Below are 16,545 nucleotides of genomic sequence, written 5' to 3'. Positions count from 1 at the left end.
GGGGGAGGAGCGTGGGAGGGGAGAGACCGCTTCTTTCCCCCCAAACAAAAGAAAAAAAAAACCCCACCCCCCCCCCCCCGCCCCCCCACCCCCCCCCCCCCCCCCCCCCCCCCCCCCGTTCCGCGTGCCCGCTGCCCCCGGCGGGCTTCCGGAGACGGCGGACGTGCGCCCCCGGGAGCGGGTCCCGGGGGCGCACGAGGTTCAGGGCGTCAGGGGCGGACGGGCGTCGTCGGCCCGTCGGGGGCCCTGGGGGGCGTCCTCGCGGATGACCTCACCCTGGACGACCTTCCCGTCGGGCCGGTGGATACGGGCCTGCTGGAAGGCGTCCTGGAGACTGCCGGGAGGTGCGGCGCTCATCCGGCGCTCGACGGCCTTCTCGACGCGCCGGCCGAGGAGGGAGCGGACCTGCGGGATCAGCAGGAGCAGGCCGGCCGCGTCGGAGAGCGGTCCGGGGATCATCAGGAGGAGGCCGCCCAGCATGAGGAAGCCGTTGCGGTCCTCCGCGGTGGCCCGCTCGGGCGCCGACGGCATCGTGCCGGTCTGCGCGGCCGCCTGGGCCTGCTGGAAGGTCGAGCCGAGGTTGCGGAAGGCCCGTCGGCCCGCTCGCTTCATGACGGCCGCGCCGAGGACGGCGCCGCCGACGAGCAGGAGGAGGACGGTCAGCCCGCCCGCCGCGTTCGCCACCACCGTGAGGAGCCAGATCTCCAGGACCAGCCAGACGGCGAGGCCGAGCGGAAGGAAGGTGCGCGCGCGTGAGCGCTTCGGGGCGAGGGGAGGCGGTGCGCCGGTCGTCATGGACCCCAGTGTGCCTGGAGCCCCGCCGGAACGTCGTAAAGGAAGGATCAGTACGCGCGCGACGGGGCCGGGGGCCGGGGAGGGGTCAGGAGGACTTGCGGCCGAGGAGCTTGCCGACCTTCTCGGCGCGGGCGGTCACGCCCCAGCCGGTGACCCGCCAGAGCGCCTCGACGACGATGTTCCGGCTCATCTTGGAGTCGCCGATCTCGCGCTCCACGAAGGTGATCGGGACCTCGACGACGTGGAAGCCCGCGGCGACCGCACGCCGTGCCAGGTCGACCTGGAAGCAGTAGCCGGCCGAGGCCACGTCCTCCAGGCCCAGGCCCTCCAGGGTCTCCTTGCGGAAGGCCCGGTAGCCGCCGGTGACGTCACGGATCGGCACGTCGAGCATGAGGCGCGAGTAGAGGCTGCCGCCGCGCGAGATGAACTCGCGGGACTTCGGCCAGTTCACGATCCGGCCGCCCGGCACCCAGCGGGAGCCGAGGACGAGGTCCGCGCCCTTGAGGGCGGTGAGCAGCCGCGGCAGCTCCTCGGGCTGGTGGGAGCCGTCGGCGTCCATCTCGACGAGGACGCCGTAGCCCTGCTCGATGCCCCACCGGAAGCCGGCCAGGTAGGCGGCGCCGAGCCCCTCCTTGCCCTTGCGGTGCAGCACGTGCACGTGGTCGTCCTCGGACGCGATCTCGTCCGCGAACTTGCCCGTGCCGTCAGGGCTGTTGTCGTCGGCGACGAGAACGTGCGCCTCGGGTACGGCTTCCCGCACCCGCGCGACGATCGGCTTGATGTTCTCCGCCTCGTTGTAGGTCGGAATGATCACCAAGGCCTTGCCGAGCGGGCCGTAACGCCTCTGGCCACCGTCGTTCACTACTGCCCCTTCGGATACAAACGCAGGACCCCACCATAGCGAGGTCCCGGGAGTGCTCCGCCGCGGCGGGTCGTGAGGGGCGGCCGACGTGCGGTGCGGGGCCCGACGTCCTTCGGTCCGACCTGGGACCCGCTGGCTGCGGGTCGACCGAGAGCCGTTGTCTACTGAACGTCCGGGCCCCACCCGGGTCGCACCTTCCGCCGGAGAAACCTTCCCTCGCGGCCGAGGCGCGGGAGGCGCTCGGCGACTGCGGGGCGTTTCGGACCGGTCGGACGTCCTGTGGTGGACGCGGAGAACCTACCCGCCGGTGACCGGCGACTGTCAACACCCGCTTGACCTGCCCGTACTCCGCAAAAGCGCAGGCCGGAGGGGAAGATCCGCAGGTCGGGGACAAGCGTGCGGAGCGGCCCTCAGGGGTCTGAAATGTCCCTACATCACTCGTTCGGCCGTACGAAGACCGTCTGCCCGTGCACCACCGTCCGCAGGCAGACCGGCAGCTCGGCGCCGGGGGACAGGTCGGGCAGTCCGGGCGTACCGGACCTGGGGTCGGTGGACCAGCGGGCGACCCGGTCGTCGGGCGCCTGGACGAGGAGTTCCCCGGTGCGCCACACCGCGTAGTCGGCGGGGGCGCCGGGGACGAGCGTGCCCGCGTCGTCCCGGCCGACCGCGCGCCAGCCGCCCCGCGTGTGGGCGGTGAAGGCGGCCCGGACGGAGATCCGGTGCCCGGCGGTGCGGTGGAAGGCGGCCGCCCTGACCGTCCCCCAGGGGTCGAGCGGGGTGACCGGGCTGTCGGACCCGAAGGCCAGCGGCACACCGGCCCGCAGCAGGGCCGCGTACGGGTTCAGGGTGCGGGCCCGCTCCACTCCGAGGCGGTCGGCGTACATGCCCTCGTCGCCGCCCCACAGCGCGTCGAAGGCCGGCTGGACGGAGGCCGTCAGGCCCAGCTCGGCGAAGGCCGCGATGGTCTCCGGTGTGAGCATCTCCACGTGCTCGACGCGGTGCCGGGCCGCCCGGATCCGCGCCAGGCCGAGCTTCTCGGCGGCGGCCCGGACGCCCTCCACGACGGCGGTCACGGCGGCGTCGCCGATGGCGTGGAAACCGGCCTGGAGCCCCGCCTCGGTGCAGGCCACGACGTGCAGGGCGACGGTGCCCGCGTCCAGGTGCGCGGCGCCCGTGTGCGCGGCGTCCGCGTGGTCGGCGTACGGCTCGTGGAGGCAGGCCGTGTGCGAACCGAGGGAACCGTCGGCGAACAGGTCGCCGGCCGCGCCCAGGGCGCCGAGGGCACGGGCCCGCTCGACGTCGAGGTCGGCCCAGTAGCCGACGACCCGGGGGCCGGCCTCGTCGCGCGCCAGGTCGAGGAGGCCGGTGAAGTCGTCCTCGGAGGAGATCTGCGGGCCGCCGCACTCGTGGAGGGTGCCGATGCCGAGGGAGGCGGCGCGGCTCCGGGCGGCGCGCTGCGCCTCGGCGCGCTGGAGCGGGGAGACGGCGCCGAAGGCGGCGGCGCGCACGGCGTGGTGCGCGTCACCGGTGAGCGGCCGCTGCCCGTCGTGGAAGCCGTCCAGGCCGCGGACGCCGGGGACGAGGTCCAGGAGGGCGGTGGTGACGACGGCCGAGTGGACGTCGATGCGGGTCAGGTAGAGCGGGCGGCCGCCGGTGAGCCCGTCGAGCTCGTCGCGGGTGAGCGGGCGGCGCTCGGGCCAGCGCGAGGCGTCCCAGCCGTGGCCGATGAGGATGCGGTCGTCCGGGCGGGCGGCGGCGTGGGCCCGGATCAGCTCCGCGGCGTCGGCGAGCGAGGCGGCGCCGGACAGGTCGAGGCCGGTCAGGGCGAAGCCGGTGGCCGTGGTGTGCACGTGCGCGTCGACGAAGGCCGGGGTGACGAGCGCGCCCTCCAGGTCGACCACCTCGTCCACGCCGGTGGCGAAGGCGTCGGCCGCCCCCTCCGAGCCCACCCAGGCGACGTGCCCGCGCTCCACCACCATGGCGGTGGCGAAGGGGTCGGCGGGGCTGTGGACTTCTCCACCGCGCAGCAGCACGGTGCGGTGTTCGACGGCAGACGCGGTGTCACTCATGCGACCAGGCTAGGACCTGCCCGGACCCGGTTTGTCCGGCAGGTCCCCTCCGGGCGGTCGGGCGCGCCTCAGATGCGCGGCGGCCTGGCCTCGTACGGGGTCGACAGGACGACGGTGGTCCGGCTGGAGACGCCGGCCTGGGAGCGGATGCGGCTGAGCAGGTGCTCCAGCTCCAGGGGGGTGGCGACCCGGACCTTGAGGATGTAGTTCTCCTCGCCCGCGACGCTGTGGCACGCCTCGATCTCGGGGATGTCGGCGAGCCGGTCGGGGGTGTCGTCGGGGGCGCTGGGGTCGAAGGGTTTGACCGAGATGAAGGCGGTGAGGGGCAGCCCCACGGCCTCCGGGTCGACGACGGCGGCATAGCCGCGGATGACACCCCGCTGCTCCAGGCGGCGGACGCGCTGATGCACCGCCGACGTGGACAGGCCGGTGGCCTTGCCCAGGTCGGTGTAGCTCATGCGCCCGTCCTTGACGAGCAACTCGACGATCTGACGATCCAGCTCCTCCATGCGGTGACCCTATGGCCCCGGCCGGGGCGGGGCACAGCCGGGGGCGACCCGTATGCGGCGCTATGGGCGGTCACGGGGCACCTGCGACGGGCATGTGACGAACGCCACAGGTTTGCGGGCTGCCTCGGTCGGCGCCTCACGGTTATGCGGAGTTCCGCATGGGAAGTGCTTGCTGTGGTCGAGGCCGCACAGATCCGGCCGCCACCCGAGGGGGAGATCTCCATGCAGGAGCCTGTTGATTCGGTCGACACGTCCGACGAGCTCGACGCGTACGACACCTTTGAGATGTTCCGGGTCCTCTGCCCGGAGTGCGTGCAGCCCATCGCGCTGCTCGCGGACGAGGACGCGCTGCCGGAGCACGCGCTCTGCCCGACGCCGTGGAACCCCTTCGTCCTGACGGTGTGCACCGGCACGGGTCTCCCGGCGTCCGCGGCGAGCCCCGCCGACGACAGCCTGGAGGTGCAGGAACAGGACACCGCCCTGCTCCTGACGCTCCCCCAGGGTCTCGACTGGCGGACGCAGCCCTTCTCGCACGTCGGCGGTCCGGGCTCGCGTCCGATCCGGGTGCCGCAGATGCGGCGCGCGGCCTGAGGCCGTCCCCTACCAGTAGCTTCCCCGCACCATCGCCGCGAGCGTGGCGTGGTGCAGGATCAGGCGGTCCGGGTCCCCGTCGACCTCGACCTCCCCGAAGTGGGCCTGGCGGTACGCGATCCTGAGCATCACGATGGCGTGCCGCAGCGCCGCGTAGAGGGTGTGGAACTCCATGTCCCGCGGGGTGTGCCCGGTCAGTTCGGCGTAGCGCCGTTCGACGGCGTCGCGCCGCAGGAAGCCGGGCAGGCCGGGCTGTCCGAAGCCCACCGTGAGGTCCTGGAAGAAACGGTGCAGGTAGACCGTCCAGCCGAGGTCGACCTCGCGGGGGACGCAGGCCGCCATCTCCCAGTCCAGGACGGCCGCGGGCGTGAACCCGTCGTAGACGATGTTCCCGATGCGGGCGTCGCCCCAGCCGAGCACGGCCTCGCCCTCGTCGGCCGGCCAGTGCTCCTCCAGCCACGCGAAGGCCGACTCGATGAGCGGTGACGGCGCGATGCCGTCCACCACCCAGGCGTAGTAGGCGCGTTGGGCGTCCACGTGCCGCCGCAGCGGGCTTCCGGTCCCGTCGGGCAGCAGGAACGCGGCCTCCTTCGCGGGGAACTGGTCGTGCAGCCGCGCCAGCACGGCGACCGACTCCGCCTCCAGGTGGGCGCGTTCGGCGTCGGTGGCGGCGTGCAGCCAGTTCCCCTCGTACGTGTAGGGCATGACGTCCGGCGGCACCCGGCCCTCGGCGCGGGCCATCACGAAGAAGGGGGCGCCGAGCGGTCCGGGGTCCTCTTCCAGCCAGAGCACGCGGGGCACGGGGACGTCGGTGCGCTCGCCGACCAGCCGCATGACCCGGTGCTGACGCGCCATGTCGTAGACGGGGAACACGGTGTACGCGGCGGGGTCGGCGGCCAGTCTCAGGGCGCAGCCGCGCACCGGAGCGTCCGGGTGGTCGAGGTCGAAGAGCAGCGTCTCGCTCGACATGCCGTTGGAGCCGGGCACGCCGAGCCCCGAGATCCGGGCGCCGGGCAGGTGCCGGTCGAGCCACGCGGTGAGCCGGCGGCCGAGTTCCTCGGGGTCGCGGGTGGTGGTGCGGGGGCGGGGCGTCGCGGTCAAGGCCGTCTCCTCAGCGGGCTGTCGACGTGTGGTCGGCGAAGCCGCTGGGGTCGTGGCGGCCGAAGGAGCCGTGCTCGAAGATGCCGTAGCCGGTGTGGCCGTCGAGGGTGAAGCGGGCGGCGTGGTCGGTGACCCCGTAGGCGGCCGGCGGGTGGGCGGCGGGATCGGAGAGGTCGTAGATCCGGCGGTCGGTCCAGCCGCGGCCCTGCCAGCTGCCGTGCTGCCAGTCGTCGGCGGGCGGGTAGCCGGCGCCGACGGCCAGCGGGGAGGAGGCGAGGATCTCCACGCCGATCTCCAGGGGCTTTCCGGCCGGGTCGGTGAGGTGGACGGCGGCCCGTTCCGGATGGCGGGTGCCCGGCCGGTAGGTGATGTCGGTGCGGGGCCAGCCGAGCTGGGTGTCGCGTCGGCCGTTCCGGACCATCAGGGCCTCGTTGAGGGTGCGGTAGCCGTCGGCGTCCTCCTGGGCGATGACCATGAGGAAGCGGTCCCGGAAGCGCATCGGCATCCAGAGCCAGTGGAAGCCCTCGGGGCGGAACTCGGCGGCGCGTCCCGGCTCCTCGCCGGGCAGGGGGCGGATACCCCAGCTCCGGTCGCGGGTGCCGGTCCACTCCCCCTCGGTGACGGCGAACTCCTCGCCGCCGGCCCTGATCGTGCCCGCGCAGTGTCCCGCCTGCACGAAGCGGCGGCCTTCGAGGGTGAGCCGGCCGCCGTGGCGCTGGGTGTGGTGGGGCTCCCACACGGCGGGGAAGTCGCCGGTCCAGGTGAGGTCGAAGGAGAGCCCCTCGGGGTCGTCGGGGTCGGCCGCGCAGTGCAGGGAGAGGCGCGCGAGGGGTTCGTCGACGGTGATGGTCAGCGGGCCGACGGAGAGGTTCGTGCGGTCGTCGCCGAGGGCGTCGGAGGCGCGGACGGCGTGCAGCCGGTCGCCGGTGCGCAGGGTGGCGTACGCGTCGATGACGCCGGTGTTCGGGTAGACGCCGAGGCCGGCGATGAGCAGGGCGCGGCCCTGGTGGTCGAAGACGTGGAAGATGCACCGGTCGTAGGCGTTGCGGTCGCCGCTGACGTGGTGCTTCATCGACAGCGGTGCCTGGTGCACGGGGTACTCGTCGAGGGCGACGGGCCGGTCGTCGGCGTGCCGGCGCTCGGACATGGCTGACCTCCTGGTCGGCGGACGCGCTGGTGCGAGAATATCTGACGGTACGTCAGTTCCGGGACGGTGGGCCAGAGTCGTGCACCGGGTACCGGGCGAACTCCCGCTCGAATCCGCGCGGGGGTGACCCCCGGCCGCCGGGGCGCGTTGGTTCGGGCATGACCACGCTGCACACGACGCCCAGCGGTTACGGTCGGCACCGGCAGACCGAACCGCGCGCTGAAGAATCGGTTCCTCGTACGCCGGCGGGCCCGGTGCCGGCCCCGGCCGCGCCCCAGCCCCCAGTCCCCGCGCCCGCCCGGGTCCCGGCCGCGCCGCCGGCCCGGGCCGCGGCCCCCGCGCTGACGCTCGCCCCCGTGGCCGCCGCACCGCCCGCCGCCGCGCCGGCGCCCTCGCCCGCCGCGCCGCCCTCCCGTGTGTCGGCCCCCGTCCGCGTACCGGCCCCCACCCTCGTGTCGGCCCCGGCCCAGGTGCCCGCGCCACCCGTCCCCGTGCCGGTGCAGGTCCCCGTCCCGGTGCAGGTCCGGCCGCCGGCTCCGGCGCACCCGCCCATCTACCAGGACGTGCTCGCGCTCTGGGCCAGCCACGGCCGCACCCTGCCGGGCCACCGCGACCAGGAGTGGGCCCGGCTCGCGGCCGGCCCCGTGTGGGCGGACCGCACCGTGCGCGTCAGCGGGACTCTGGTCCGACCAGGTGGCGGGCGATGACCACCCGCTGGATCTGATTGGTCCCCTCGACGATCTGCAGCATCTTCGCCTCGCGCAGATAGCGCTCCGCGGGGAAGTCCGCCGTGTAGCCGTAGCCACCGAGCACCTGCACCGCGTCCGTGGTGACCCGCATCGCGGCGTCCGTGCAGAAGAGCTTCGCCATGGCCGCCTGCCGGGCGAAGGGACGCCCCTCGTCCCGGCGGCGGGCGGCCTCCAGGTACAGCGCCCGACCCGCCTCGACGCGGGTCGCCATGTCGGCGAGCAGGAAGCGCAGCCCCTGGAAGTCGGCGATCGGCCGGCCGAACTGGCGGCGCTCCCGCGCGTACGCGACGGCCTCGTCCAGGGCGGCCTGCCCGAGCCCCACCGCGCAGGCGGCGATGCCGAGCCGGCCCGCGTCCAGGGCGTCGAGCGCGATCGCGAACCCCTGGCCCTCCCTGCCGAGGCGCCGGGAATCGGGGACCCGCACCCCGTCGAAGTGGAGCTGCGCGGTGGGCGAGCCCTTCATGCCCATCTTCCGCTCGGGCGGGGCCGCCGCCAGCCCCGGCGCGTCCCCCGGCACGAGGAAGGCCGTGATGCCGCGCGCCCTGGGCCCTCCGGTGCGGGCCAGCACCGTGCAGAAGTCCGCGATCCCGCCGTGCGTGATCCACGCCTTGGTGCCGTCGATCACCCAGTCGTCGCCGTCGCGGACGGCCCGGGTGCGCAGCGCCGCCGCGTCCGATCCGGCGGAGGGCTCGGAGAGGCAGTACGCGCCGAGGAGGCCGCCGCCCAGCATCGCGGGAAGGTGCGCGGCCCGCTGTTCCTCGGTGCCGTGGCCGGCGAGCGCGTGACAGGAGAGCGAGTGGACGCTGACGCCCAGGCCGACGGTGAGCCGGGCGGCCGCCAGCTCCTCCAGGACCTGGAGGTACACCTCGTAGGGCTGACCGCCGCCGCCGTGGGCGGGGTCGTAGGGCAGGCCCAGCAGTCCCGACCGGGAGAGCAGGACGAACAGCTCGCGGGGGAAGTGGCCGGCTGCCTCCTCCTCCGCGGCGTACGGGGCGATCTCGCGGCGGGCGATGTCACGGACGAGGGCGAGCAGCTCCCGGGCCTCGTCGGTGGGCAGCCTGCGTTCCACGCCGTCCGGTGTGCTGTCGGACATGGCCGGGCGCTCCTCCCTGCCGGGCGCGGGCGGTACGCGCGCGGGGTGCCGCCATCGCGGGGAGTATGCCCGTTTCGCTCGGCGTCATCACGCCACCGGCGGCGGACCACACGGTTGCCGGTCACCCCGGCCGCCTCACATGAGGCCCGCCCGGGTCACCAGCACCGCGAGCAGCACGACCAGCGTCCAGCCGAGGACGTGCTCCAGGATCTTCGGGCCGTCCTCACGGGGACCGCCGGTTCCGGCGCGGGCGAGGAGGCGTGCATGCGTGGTGGAGGTCATGGCGACCACCATGCGCCACCGGGGCGGCCCGGGGGTAGAGACGTCCGTCACGCCCCCCGGGGCCGCTCCCCCTCTCAGCCGATCCCCAGGGCCGCCAATGCCCTGCGCTGAGCGGCCGAGGGACGTTCGGGCCAGTAGAGGTAGCAGACCCCTCCTGTGCCGGACACCACTTTCCCGCTCGCGTTGTGGCGCTTCGTGCGGAGCCAGATGTTCTCCCACTCGCGGCGGAGGTAGATCCGGCGGACGGCTTCGTTGTCGGCGGAGGCGGGGTCGTTGGCGATGACGTCGCCGTCGGGGGTGAAGCCGATGACGGTCATGAGGTGGCCGGAGGTGCCGTAGCCGGCGCCGGTGAGTTCCTCCTTGAGGAAGGACTGGGACGTGATGGCGGGGATGCCGGCGTGGACGAGGGATTCGAGTTCGGCGAGGGAGCGGAGGCGGGTGACGACGGCGTTCATGCCGGGGTAGGTGGCGGCGTAGGCGGCGTTGAAGGGCCAGTTGCCGCAGCCCTGGTACTGGTGGTCGTAGGTGAAGCGGGCGGCGTGGCAGACCTGGGGGTCGGCGAAGGCGGGGTCGACCCAGGCCAGGTCCTCGCCGGACGGCCGGCGGCCCCAGTACTCGACGATCATCTGCGAGGAGGTCGGGCTGCACCATGCCTCGCCGCCGTTGTCGTACTCGGGGTACTGGCCGACGTGGGTGTTCTGGGAGTAGCGCGGGACGGGCAGCTCGCGGGCGGGTCCCGGCGGGGTGGCGGGGACGGTGAAGCGGTCGGGGATGTCGGAGGCCATGGCGCCGATCCGCCACACGACGGGGGTGAGGCCGCTGCCGGGGGCGCGGTAGAGCGTGAGGCGCAGCCGGTAGGAGAGGAGCCGGAGACCGCTCGCCGTGTCGTCGATCGCGAAGGTGTCGGTCCACACGGTGCTCTTGCCGTCGGTCTGGTCGTCGACCGAGGTGCGGCGGATGTCGCCGTCGCCGGACGCCCAGCGGCCCAGGACGTACCAGGGGGTCGCCGTCCCGTCGGAGTAGGCGCCGGCGAGTTCGACCTGGAGCCAGGTGCCGGGCGGGGTGTGGGCGTTCCAGGAGGCGATGGCCTCGGTCGCGGGCACGCTCGGGGTGTGCACCGGGGAGGTCCAGGTCGCGTACTCCCAGGCGGCGGTGCGGCCGGTGTGCGGGTCGGTGTGGTCGATCCGGCCGAGGGGGGTGGCGAGGACGAGGCCGGGGCGGAGTCCGGGGACCGCCCTCGTGCCGGCCGCGGCGCCGCAGCGCCAGTCGGTGAAGGTGGACCAGAAGCGGTTGTCGACGAGCCCGCCGGCCGGGGCGTGTCCCCGGCCGGTGCCGTCGGCCGGCGGGGCGGCGGTGTCGGCCGCGGCGGCCGGGGCGGCGGTCGCCGCGGCCGTTCCCGCGGCGGCCGCGAGCGCCGCGGCGAGGACGGTTCTGCGCGGGGTGGAGCTGGTCATGGGCGGTGACCCCCAGTCGAGAACGGCGGGTGTACGGGCACGCTGCGCGGGCCCCACTATCGCGGGCGGCAGGGGCGTCCGCCAGCACTTCGCGTCGCGTCGCCGTACCAATATTGGTCTCGACCACTGGCGGCGGCACCTCCCTGACCTGCGGCGGTCCCCCGTTCCCCTACGCTGGGGGCCATGGACGACCTCGACCGCGCCGCAGACGCGCTGCTCCGGCTGCCTCCCTCCTGCGGGCCGGTCCGGCTGGTCGCGGTCGACGGCCACGCGGGCTCCGGGAAGTCGACGCTGGCGGGCCGCCTCTCCACCGCGCTCGGCGGCGCCCCGGTGCTGCGTCTCGACGACCTCGCCACGCACGCGGAGCTGTTCGCGTGGACGGGCCGGCTGCGGGAGCAGGTCCTGGAGCCGCTCTCCCGCGGGGAGGCGGCCCGCTACCGGCCCTACGACTGGCGTCTGCGGCGGTTCGGGGAGCCCCGGGAGCTGCCGTCGGCCCCGGTCGTGCTCGTCGAGGGCGTGGGCGCGGGCCGCCGGGCGGTGCGGCCGTTCCTCGCGTGGCTGCTGTGGATGGAGCGGGAGGCGGAGGCGTCATGGGCGCGCGGCCGTCACCGGGACGGACCGGAGCAGACGTCCTTCTGGGACGGGTGGACAGTGGCGGAGACTCGCCACTTCGCCGGGGACCCTTCGCGGCCCTTCGCCGACACCCTGGTACGGGAGTGTCCAGAGGGGTACGACTGGCTTCCCGGGCCTGCCGTGACAGCGGGCACGGACCATGTCATCACCCACCGTGACGGCTTGTTGTCCGCTAAATGAGCGGCCGGAAGTCCACTTCCGCAAGTGCCTCAACTCCGCTTGACCCCAGGGGCGTACAGGTCTTACGTTCTGAATGTGCGGCTTTTCGGAGCCGCCGCGGACGCGAAGCCCCCGGTTGTTCCCCCGTGATCGGGGGCTTCGTTCTGCCCCAGGAGCCCCATGAGGGCCCCTTCCGAGGCCCCTCGGCGGCCCCTCGCGACCCCTGACGCTCACCCAGGGTCACCGCTTCCGGATCATGCGCTTCTCCTTAAGCACACCCCCCCTGCGCAGGTACGATGCCCCCAGGTGCGGTCAAATCCCGTCCATGCGATGACGGTTGTGGGGGACCCGATGGACATCGGCACGCAGGGCTCACAGGCCCCGGCCGAGCTCGCCTGGCTGCGCGGAGTCGACGCCTACACGATGGGCGCCTATCCGCAGGCGGAGGACGAGTTCCGGACGGCGGTACGGATCGACCCCGGGATGGCGGACGCCTGGCTCGGGCTGCACGCGCTCCGGGTGGACACCACGACCGCGCTGCTGCGCATGTACCGCAACCGCGAACGCTTCGGCGAACAGCGGTCCCGGTACCGGCGCACCCTCAACTCCTGGTACTGGCTGGGCTGGTGGGTGCAGCCCGTGCTGGAGAGCCCGCGGGACCTGCTCCTCGCGCACGCCTCCCACTGGCTCGACGGCCGGCACGTACCGGAGCTCGACCGGGCCCTCGCGGGGCTGCCGCCGGTCGACACCGACCACCAGGTCCGCTTCCTGCACGCCTGCCGCGCCTATCTGGTCAAGGACTGGGACCAGCTCGTCCGGCACACCGAGACCCTCGTCGACGACCCGCTGCTCGGCATCGAGGCGGGGCTCTTCGGCGGGATGGCCCGGGTGCGCCTGGAGATGTACAGCCAGGCCGAACCGCTGCTCTCCGCCTCGCTGATGCGCTGCCGCAGCGAGCAGCCGCAGCGCAAGGAGCTCCGCTACTGGCTCGCCCGCGCCCACGAGGGCACCGGGCGCAGCGCCGCCGCCCTCCCCCTCTACCGGGCGGTGCACCGCATCGACCCGGCATTCATGGACACGGCGGCCCGCCTCGCGGCGATCGCCGAGTACGACGGCCTCGAGGGGTACGACGGGGTCGACGACCCGGCCGGGCTCGCGGCGGTCGCCCTGGGCACGGCCGGCGGGGTCGGGCCGGGCCAGGACGCCTCCGACACCGTGCCGGGCACCGAAACCGACACCGGCGGCCTCGGCGACGGCCTGCTCCTGGCCCCCGAACCGGTGCCCCCGGCCGCGCCGGTCACCTCGCCGGAGACCGTACGGCACAAGGCGCCGGTACCCGGCCAGCGCTTCCCCGCCGGGCCCACCGATCCGGTGCTGCTCGCGGAGGCGCTCGCCGAGCTGGAGGGCATGGTCGGCCTCGACCCGGTGAAGCGCCAGGTCAGGGCACTCTCGGCGCAGCTGGAGATGGCGCGGCTGCGGGCCGGACAGGGGCTGCCCGTGCAGCCGCCCAAGCGACACTTCGTCTTCTCCGGCCCCTCCGGCACCGGGAAGACCACCGTCGCCCGCATCCTCGGCCGGGTCTTCTACGCCCTCGGGCTGCTCGGCGGCGACCACCTCGTGGAGGCCCAGCGGGCCGATCTGGTCGGCGAGTTCCTCGGGCAGACGGCGGTCAAGGCCAACGAGCTGATCGACTCGGCCGTCGGCGGGGTGCTCTTCGTGGACGAGGCGTACGCGCTCTCCAACACGGGCTACAGCAAGGGCGACGCCTACGGCGACGAGGCCCTCCAGGTGCTCCTGAAGCGGGCCGAGGACAACCGCGACCACCTGGTGGTGATCCTGGCCGGCTACCCCGAGGGCATGGACCGGCTGCTCAACACGAACCCGGGACTCTCCTCCCGCTTCACCACCCGCGTCGACTTCCCCTCCTACCGGCCGCTGGAACTGACCGCCATCGGCGAGGTGCTCGCGGCGGCCGACGGCGACCACTGGGACGACGAGGCCCTGGACGAGCTGCGCTCGATCAGCGGGCACGTGGTCGACCAGGGCTGGATCGACGAGCTGGGCAACGGCCGCTTCCTGCGGACCCTCTACGAGAAGTCCTGCGCCTACCGCGACCTGCGGCTCTCCGGGTACTCCGGCACGCTCTCCCGCGAGGACCTCGCCACCCTCCGGCTGCCCGACCTCATGCAGGCGTACGGCGAGGTCCTGTCGGGCCGCGGTCCCGCCGACCGCGGCCCCCAGCAGGAACCTCCGGGGTACTAGGGCCTGTCGTCACCATCCCCTCTGCCGCGCCCTTCGGGCAACGAGGGGATGGTGACGACAGGCCCTAGCCCTCCCGGGGGGCCGAGGGGACGGCCTGGGCCGTCTCTTCCGGATCTTGCCTGACCCGTGCCGCCCGGCCTGATCCGGAAGAGACGACCTAGCCGCCGACGGCGGCGGGTGAGGCGGGAGACACCGGGGCGGCCGTCCGGGCCGGGGCGACGGCCGGGCCGGGGTCCGGTTGGACGCGGTGGGCGGGGTCGCGGACCTCGCCCACCAGCATCTCCAGGACGTCCTCCAGGGCGACCAGTCCGAGGACCCGCCCGGAGCCGTCCGCGACCTGGGCCAGATGCGTCGCGGCGCGGCGCATCACGGTGAGGGCGTCGTCGAGCGGCAGCTCGGCGCGGAGCGTCGCCATCGGCCGCCACAGCCGCTGCGGCACCGCCCGCTCCCGCTCCTCCAGGTCGAGGACGTCCTTCACGTGCACGAAGCCCATGAAGGTGTGGCGCGCCCCGGCGCGGACGGGGAAGCGGGAGTACCCGGTCCGTACGGTCAGCTCCTCGATCTCGCGCGGGGTCACGGTCGGCGGGACCGTCACCAGCGACGCGGGGGCGATGAGGACGTCCGTCACCGGGCGGCTGCCCAGCTCCAGGGCGTCCTCCAGACGCTCCTGCTCGCCCGGGTCGAGGAGCCCGGCCTGCCCGGCGTCCTCGACCAGCCGGCCGAGCTGGGCGCTGGTGAAGACCGCCTCCACCTCGTCCTTCGGCTCGACCTTGAACGCCCGCAGGACCAGCCGGGCGCAGGCGCCGAGGGCGGCCGTCACCGGTCGGCAGAGCCGGGCGAAGCCGACCAGGCCCGGGGCGAGCCAGAGCGCGGTCCGCTCGGGCGCCGCCATCGCGAGGTTCTTCGGCACCATCTCGCCGATGACGAGGTGGAGGACGACGACCGCGGCGAGGGCGATGACGTAGCCGAGCGGGTGGACGAGCGCCCCGGGCACCCCGAGCGTGTGGAAGACGGGTTCGAGGAGGTGGGCGACGGTCGGCTCGGCGACGGCGCCGAGCGTCAGCGAGCAGACGGTGATGCCGAACTGGGCGGCCGCCATCATCTGCGGCAGGTTCTCCAGGCCGTGCAGGACCTGCTTGGCCCGGGCGCCGCCGAGCGGCTCGATCTGGCTGCGGCGGACGGAGACGAGGGCGAACTCGGCTCCGACGAAGAAGCCGTTGGCGAGCACGAGGACGCCGGCGAAAAGGAGTTGCAGGGTGTTCACCGGGCGCCCTCCGCGACCAGGGGGCCGGCGGCGGACGCCGTGCCGACCGGTTCGGGACCGGGGTCGGGATCCGGCCCGGTACGGACGATCCGGACGCGCTCGGCCCGGTAGCGGTCGACCTGGCGGACCGAGAGCCGCCAGCCGGGCAGCTCGGCCCGGTCCCCCGCGGCGGGGATCCGCCCGAGGAGGTCGGCGACGAGCCCGGCGACCGTCTCGTACGGGCCGTCGGGCACGTCGAGACCTATCCGGCGCAGGGTGTGGACCCGGCAGGAGCCGTCGGCCTCCCAGGCGGGGCGGCCGTCCTCGGCGGCGGCGGCGGCCAGCTCCGGGCGTCCGTCGGCGGCGGTGTCGTGCTCGTCGCGGACCTCGCCGACGAGCTCCTCGACGATGTCCTCCAGGGTGACGACCCCGGCCGTGCCACCGTACTCGTCGACGACCACGGCGATGGGCTGCTCGCGGCGCAGCCGCTCCAGGAGGGTCTGCACGGGCAGCGTCCCGGGGACCAGGAGCGGCGGGACCGCGATCCGGCCGACGGGGGTGCGCAGCCGGGCGTGCGGCGCGACGGCGAGCGCGTCCTTGAGGTGGACCATGCCGACGACCTCGTCGATGCGGTCGCGGTAGACCGGGAAGCGCGAGAGGCCGGTGGCCCGGGTGAGGTTGAGGACGTCGGCCGCGGTGGCGTCCCACTGGAGGGCGCTCACCTTCACGCGCGGGGTCATGACCTGCTCGGCGGTGAGGCCGCCGAGGGACAGGGTCCGTACGAAGAGGTCGGCGGTGTCCTGTTCGAGGGTGCCGGCCAGCGCGGAGTGCCGGGCGAGCGAGACGAGCTCGCCGGGGGTGCGGACGGAGTCCAGCTCCTCGGTGGGCTCGACGCCCAGGAGCCGGACGAGCCGGTTCGCGACCCGGTTCAGCAGGGAGATGACCGGCCGGAACAGCGCGGAGAAGCGGCGCTGCGGGGTGGCGACGAACCGGGCGACCTGGAGCGGCCGGGAGACCGCCCAGTTCTTCGGGACGAGTTCGCCGACCACCATCTGCACGGCGGAGGCGAGCAGCATGCCGATCACCACCGCGACCCCGGAGACGGCCCCTTCGGGGAGTCCCGTGGCGGTCAGCGGGCCGTGGAGCAGCCCGGCGAGCGCGGGCTCGGCGAGCATGCCGACGACGAGCGAGGTGATGGTGATGCCGAGCTGGGTGCCGGAGAGCTGGAAGGACAGCTCGCGCAGCGCCGTGACGACGGTGCGGGCGCGCCGGTCGCCGGCGGCGGCGGCGCGTTCGGCCTCGGCCCGCTCGACGGTCACGAGACCGAACTCGGCGGCCACGAAGAAGCCGTTGGCCAGGATCAGGAGGAAGGCCGCGAAGAGCAGCAGAAGGGAGACGATCATGCCGCCGCCTCCGGAGAGGGGGCGGCGCAGGTACTACCGGACGATCCGTCCATTGCTGGAGGGAGTCACTCCTCGGGTCGAAGGGTTGCCTCGCGGGCCGCGGCTGCGGCCCTGCACACGCGAGGCGGTGGTGCCGCTCGGCACCACCGCCTCCAGAGTAGTCACGCGAACGCCCCGAGGGGCAGGGGGTCGG

At 74.2% G+C, this 16,545-nt stretch carries 15 protein-coding genes; 4 read left to right on the top strand and 11 right to left on the bottom strand.

Annotation, left to right across the window (positions count from 1 at the left end; all coding sequences use genetic code 11):
• Positions 1-201: 201 nt before the first annotated feature.
• The 4 genes from fxsA to ACZ60W_RS19265 all read right to left on the bottom strand — a co-directional run bounded on the left by fxsA (position 202) and on the right by ACZ60W_RS19265 (position 4,235).
• Complete coding sequence (gene fxsA / locus ACZ60W_RS19280) at positions 202-795, bottom strand: FxsA family membrane protein (protein WP_469756511.1); 594 nt, start codon at positions 793-795, stop codon at positions 202-204.
• 85 nt (positions 796-880) lie between these two features.
• The gene (locus tag ACZ60W_RS19275) at positions 881-1,657 is read right to left on the bottom strand and encodes a polyprenol monophosphomannose synthase (protein ID WP_469756510.1); all 777 of its coding nucleotides are present in this window, start codon (positions 1,655-1,657) and stop codon (positions 881-883) included.
• Positions 1,658-2,091: 434 nt separating this feature from the next.
• A complete protein-coding gene (locus tag ACZ60W_RS19270) occupies positions 2,092-3,726 on the bottom strand; it encodes an amidohydrolase (protein ID WP_469756509.1) in 1,635 nt (544 codons plus the stop codon).
• Between the two features lie 68 nt (positions 3,727-3,794).
• The gene (locus ACZ60W_RS19265) at positions 3,795-4,235 is read right to left on the bottom strand and encodes an Lrp/AsnC family transcriptional regulator (RefSeq protein WP_024760806.1); all 441 of its coding nucleotides are present in this window, start codon (positions 4,233-4,235) and stop codon (positions 3,795-3,797) included.
• A gap of 222 nt (positions 4,236-4,457) precedes the next feature.
• Here ACZ60W_RS19265 and ACZ60W_RS19260 point away from each other — a divergent pair, with 222 nt between their 5' ends.
• The gene (locus ACZ60W_RS19260; protein ID WP_469756508.1) at positions 4,458-4,826 is read left to right on the top strand and encodes a hypothetical protein; all 369 of its coding nucleotides are present in this window, start codon (positions 4,458-4,460) and stop codon (positions 4,824-4,826) included.
• Positions 4,827-4,835: 9 nt separating this feature from the next.
• On the opposite strand, the gene ACZ60W_RS19255 is transcribed toward ACZ60W_RS19260, so the two are convergent.
• Together ACZ60W_RS19255 and ACZ60W_RS19250 are read right to left on the bottom strand one after the other, a co-directional pair.
• Positions 4,836-5,927, bottom strand: coding sequence for a phosphotransferase family protein (locus ACZ60W_RS19255; protein ID WP_469756507.1), 1,092 nt, complete (start codon positions 5,925-5,927; stop codon positions 4,836-4,838).
• 10 nt (positions 5,928-5,937) lie between these two features.
• Complete coding sequence (locus ACZ60W_RS19250; RefSeq protein WP_469756506.1) at positions 5,938-7,074, bottom strand: Rv3169 family protein; 1,137 nt, start codon at positions 7,072-7,074, stop codon at positions 5,938-5,940.
• Between the two features lie 356 nt (positions 7,075-7,430).
• On the opposite strand from ACZ60W_RS19250, the gene ACZ60W_RS19245 reads away from it, so the two are divergent.
• Positions 7,431-7,781: a hypothetical protein gene (locus ACZ60W_RS19245; RefSeq protein ID WP_469756505.1), complete on the top strand. Its 351-nt coding sequence runs from the start codon at positions 7,431-7,433 to the stop codon at positions 7,779-7,781.
• Here the strand turns inward: ACZ60W_RS19245 and ACZ60W_RS19240 are convergent.
• The 3 genes from ACZ60W_RS19240 to ACZ60W_RS19230 all read right to left on the bottom strand — a co-directional run bounded on the left by ACZ60W_RS19240 (position 7,744) and on the right by ACZ60W_RS19230 (position 10,652).
• On the bottom strand, positions 7,744-8,916 hold the full coding sequence (locus ACZ60W_RS19240; protein WP_469756504.1) for an acyl-CoA dehydrogenase family protein: 1,173 nt from the start codon (positions 8,914-8,916) through the stop codon (positions 7,744-7,746). The two genes, ACZ60W_RS19245 and ACZ60W_RS19240, sit on opposite strands and share 38 nt — an antisense overlap.
• Positions 8,917-9,051: 135 nt before the next feature.
• Complete coding sequence (locus ACZ60W_RS19235) at positions 9,052-9,198, bottom strand: SCO1431 family membrane protein (RefSeq protein ID WP_469756503.1); 147 nt, start codon at positions 9,196-9,198, stop codon at positions 9,052-9,054.
• Positions 9,199-9,272: 74 nt separating this feature from the next.
• Positions 9,273-10,652, bottom strand: coding sequence for a peptidase C39 family protein (locus tag ACZ60W_RS19230; RefSeq protein ID WP_469756502.1), 1,380 nt, complete (start codon positions 10,650-10,652; stop codon positions 9,273-9,275).
• 183 nt (positions 10,653-10,835) lie between these two features.
• Here ACZ60W_RS19230 and ACZ60W_RS19225 point away from each other — a divergent pair, with 183 nt between their 5' ends.
• On the top strand, positions 10,836-11,465 hold the full coding sequence (locus ACZ60W_RS19225) for a uridine kinase family protein (protein ID WP_469756501.1): 630 nt from the start codon (positions 10,836-10,838) through the stop codon (positions 11,463-11,465).
• 330 nt (positions 11,466-11,795) lie between these two features.
• Complete coding sequence (locus ACZ60W_RS19220; protein WP_469756517.1) at positions 11,796-13,706, top strand: AAA family ATPase; 1,911 nt, start codon at positions 11,796-11,798, stop codon at positions 13,704-13,706.
• Between the two features lie 157 nt (positions 13,707-13,863).
• Here ACZ60W_RS19220 and ACZ60W_RS19215 read toward each other — a convergent pair whose 3' ends face one another.
• Entirely contained in the window at positions 13,864-14,970 is a 1,107-nt protein-coding gene (locus tag ACZ60W_RS19215) for a hemolysin family protein (RefSeq protein ID WP_469756500.1), read from the bottom strand.
• Positions 14,967-16,352 (bottom strand): hemolysin family protein, encoded by a 1,386-nt coding sequence (locus tag ACZ60W_RS19210; RefSeq protein WP_469756499.1) that lies wholly within the window; start codon positions 16,350-16,352, stop codon positions 14,967-14,969. Before ACZ60W_RS19210 ends, ACZ60W_RS19215 begins: the two co-directional genes overlap by 4 nt.
• Positions 16,353-16,545: the final 193 nt, after the last annotated feature.

The organism is Streptomyces sp. NPDC104202 (assembly GCF_055584185.1).
Note: the sequence above shows the minus strand (reverse complement) of the source record. Positions and strands in the feature narration are given on the sequence as shown.

Coding starts and splice junctions, on each gene's coding strand:
- fxsA (WP_469756511.1), bottom strand. CDS start 795: ATGACGACCGGCGCACCGCCTCCCCTCGCCCCGAAGCGCTCACGCGCG.
- ACZ60W_RS19270 (WP_469756509.1), bottom strand. CDS start 3,726: ATGAGTGACACCGCGTCTGCCGTCGAACACCGCACCGTGCTGCTGCGC.
- ACZ60W_RS19265 (WP_024760806.1), bottom strand. CDS start 4,235: ATGGAGGAGCTGGATCGTCAGATCGTCGAGTTGCTCGTCAAGGACGGG.
- ACZ60W_RS19260 (WP_469756508.1), top strand. CDS start 4,458: ATGCAGGAGCCTGTTGATTCGGTCGACACGTCCGACGAGCTCGACGCG.
- ACZ60W_RS19250 (WP_469756506.1), bottom strand. CDS start 7,074: ATGTCCGAGCGCCGGCACGCCGACGACCGGCCCGTCGCCCTCGACGAG.
- ACZ60W_RS19240 (WP_469756504.1), bottom strand. CDS start 8,916: ATGTCCGACAGCACACCGGACGGCGTGGAACGCAGGCTGCCCACCGAC.
- ACZ60W_RS19235 (WP_469756503.1), bottom strand. CDS start 9,198: ATGACCTCCACCACGCATGCACGCCTCCTCGCCCGCGCCGGAACCGGC.
- ACZ60W_RS19230 (WP_469756502.1), bottom strand. CDS start 10,652: ATGACCAGCTCCACCCCGCGCAGAACCGTCCTCGCCGCGGCGCTCGCG.
- ACZ60W_RS19225 (WP_469756501.1), top strand. CDS start 10,836: ATGGACGACCTCGACCGCGCCGCAGACGCGCTGCTCCGGCTGCCTCCC.
- ACZ60W_RS19220 (WP_469756517.1), top strand. CDS start 11,796: ATGGACATCGGCACGCAGGGCTCACAGGCCCCGGCCGAGCTCGCCTGG.
- ACZ60W_RS19210 (WP_469756499.1), bottom strand. CDS start 16,352: ATGATCGTCTCCCTTCTGCTGCTCTTCGCGGCCTTCCTCCTGATCCTG.